Here is a 2,449-nt window from a genome sequence, read left to right as displayed (position 1 = left end):
TTTAACCTACCCCCCTGTGCGTCTGGGGGCGCCGGGCCCCCATAAAAAATTTGGGTTTTCTGGGCGGCCCCCGCCCCCTCTGCTTCTCTGCGTCATCAGTTCAACCTAACCAGCAAATCACACCCCAACCGGCGGTTCAGGAGCTGGCGGTGGCGGCGGAGAAGCAGGCGGCGGCGGAGGCGGCATATCGTCACCCATGCTGGCCGCACTGGCTGCCGTCTTGAACGCGTCGCGGAACGCATCGGCTGCGCGGTTGATGACGTCGCCAACGGTTTCCGCCGCGGCCTTCGCCTTCTCGGCGTAGTAGTCCTTCGCGTCGCGCAGGTCATCGCGCAACGGACGCTCGGCTTCACTGCCGCGGCGGATGTACTCGCCAACGACGATGCGTGTGTAGTCCCCCGACTGCTGCCAGCGCTGCAACTCACCGGCGCGGACGGTATGGAACGGATGTTCGCGGAGCGCCGTGTTCAGCGCTTTGATCACGTTGTCCCATGCCGTTCCGCCAACTTCGTACTCGGCGGCCTGCGCGAGATAGGCGTCGAGGTCGATCGTGTCACCGTAGGCACGACCGCCCGCCAGCTTGAGGAAGGTCATCAGGCTGGCGCGCGGGTCCTGCGTGCCGAGCATGCCAGCGCGGTCGGCCGAGAGCTCCGACTTGCGATACCACTCGAGCAGCGCGAGCTGAAAGGGCAGCAGCGCGATCGACGCCAGCAGCGGCAGCGCGCTCATGCCGAAGAAGAGCACAATCAACGCAATCGTGCGATACGTGGTGCGCCCCGTCATGATGTGGCCAAGCTGCTGCGCCAGGATGAAGCGCTGCTCCTCCGGCTCGAGCAGCTCGAGCACGCCCGAGTTGATCACGATGAAGGGCTGGTCGAAGCCGACCGCGCCGGCATTGGCGATCGGGTTCTGCGCCACGTACAACTGGGGGACCGGGTGACCGGTATTTGGCCAGTCGAGCGCCTGGAGCACGTCGTGATAGAGCGCGTGCAGCATGGGGCGCTGCGTCGGACCGACCAGGACGGCGTCGCCGAGGAAGAGATTGCGGACGCCGCGCTCGCCGAAGACGCTGGCGATCTTGCGAACGACCTCGTCAAATCCCGGGAGGGCGCGCAGCGTCTGCAGGGCGGCTCGGTCGGCCGGATGCTCCCAGGTGACCGACGAGATCTGCGTAAGCGGTGTGGCGGGCATAATCAGGGGGCTGGAGACACCCTCCCTACGGCGGGAGGGTGCTCAAGTTCCACGCAGGCGGGAATTGGGATCAGATCCCTTCCAGCGCCCCGTCGAGATCGGCGATCAGATCCTCGGCGTCTTCGATGCCGCAGGAGAGGCGGACCATGCCGTCGTTCAGTCCCATGGCAATCTTGATGTCGGCCGGCACCGACCCGTGGGTCATGCTGAACGGGTGATTGGTGAGACTCTCTACGCCGCCCAGCGACTCGGCCAGCGAGAACACGCGCACCCGCTCGAGGAATTTCCGGGCGTTGTCGATGGTCTTGAGGTCGAGCGTCATCATGCCGCCGAAGCCGCTCATCTGCTTCTTGGCGAGCTCGTGGTGCGGGTGGTGCGCGAGGCCGGGATAGATCACCCGGTCTTCGCCCAGCCGCTCCAGCAGCCAAGCGCCCACGGCCCGGCCGTTGAGATCGTGCTGCTTCATGCGAAGCGGAAGCGTCTTGGTTCCGCGAAGAGCCAGCCAGGCATCGAATGGGCCGGGGACGGCGCCTGCCGCGTTCAGGATGAATTGGAGCCGATCGGCCAGCTCATCCTCAAGAACGACGGCGAGGCCGCCGATCATATCAGAGTGACCGTTGATGTACTTCGTGGTCGAATGCCAGACGATATCAGCGCCCAGCTCCAGCGGACGCTGGAAGATCGGCGTCGCGAAGGTGTTGTCGACGATCGTCAGCGCACCGGCGCGCCGCGCGATGTCGGCGGCAGCGGCGAGGTCGGTGAGCCGCATCAGCGGATTGGTCGGCGTTTCCAGCATCACCGCGCGGGTCTGCGCCGTGACGGCATCGGCGATGCGCTGCGGATCCCGCGTGTCGACGTAGGTGAAGGTGAGCCCGAACTGGCGCAGCAGCTTGTCGAACAGCCGGTACGTGCCGCCATACACGTTCTCGCCGACGATGACGTGGTCACCGGAGCGGAAGAGCATCATCAGGCTGGTGAGGCACCCCATGCCGCTGCCGAAGGCGAAACCGTGCGTGGCCCCCTCGAGGGCGGCGACATTCCGCTCCAGCGCTTCACGCGTCGGATTCTTGCCCCGGGCGTACTCGTAACCGCGATGCACGCCGAACTCCTCATGCACGTACGTGCTGGTGAGGTACAGCGGCGTCATGATCGCGCCACTCACCGCATCCGGTCGCTGGCCCGCATGGATCGCGCGCGTGGACGGTCCGTCGCGCAGGTCGGTCTCGAAGATTCGTGTCATCAGGAACGGGATGGAGGA

2 protein-coding genes are annotated in these 2,449 nt (G+C 65.8%); both read right to left on the bottom strand.

Annotated features, from left to right (window positions below; translation table 11 throughout):
- Nucleotides 1–117 precede the first annotated feature (117 nt).
- On the bottom strand, nt 118–1,191 hold the full coding sequence (locus tag RMP10_RS07315; RefSeq protein ID WP_310569711.1) for a M48 family metallopeptidase: 1,074 nt from the start codon (nt 1,189–1,191) through the stop codon (nt 118–120).
- A gap of 70 nt (nt 1,192–1,261) precedes the next feature.
- Complete coding sequence (locus RMP10_RS07310) at nt 1,262–2,431, bottom strand: PLP-dependent aspartate aminotransferase family protein (RefSeq protein WP_345785782.1); 1,170 nt, start codon at nt 2,429–2,431, stop codon at nt 1,262–1,264.
- Nucleotides 2,432–2,449 lie beyond the last annotated feature (18 nt).

Source organism: Gemmatimonas sp. (assembly GCF_031426495.1).
Lineage (GTDB): Bacteria > Gemmatimonadota > Gemmatimonadetes > Gemmatimonadales > Gemmatimonadaceae > Gemmatimonas.
This window is presented reverse-complemented; position numbering and strand designations above follow the sequence as displayed.